The sequence below is a fragment of the Halorubrum sp. SS7 genome, assembly GCF_005435055.1.
Classification (GTDB): domain Archaea; phylum Halobacteriota; class Halobacteria; order Halobacteriales; family Haloferacaceae; genus Halorubrum; species Halorubrum salinarum.
On sequence record NZ_SGXV01000524.1, the window covers coordinates 1 to 280 of the forward strand.

The 280-nt window shown below is 69.6% G+C and carries 1 protein-coding gene; it reads left to right on the top strand.

The features are described from left to right. Window positions 1-4 precede the first annotated feature (4 nt). Window positions 5-280: universal stress protein (locus EXE44_RS19030; RefSeq protein WP_137718115.1), on the top strand; the 276-nt coding region annotated here is incomplete at its 3' end.

The following is a 280-nucleotide window of genomic DNA, read 5'->3' on the forward strand; positions in this document are numbered from 1 at the left end:
GGGCATGTACGACGTGTTACTCGGTATCGGGCTCGACGACGAGAAGCGGGCGGTCGCACAGGCCGAGGTCGTCGCCGACCTCCCGGACGCGCCGAACGAGGTGACTGCGCACCTCTGTCACGTCTTCCAGGACAATCCGGAGGGGGCGTCGGTCCACCAGCTCGGGACCGTCCGACGCGCCCGCGAGATTCTGGAGGAGGCCGGCGTGAACTGCGTTCACTACGAGGCCAGCGGCGATCCGGGCGAGGAGCTGATCGCGGCCGCGGACGAGGTCGACGCC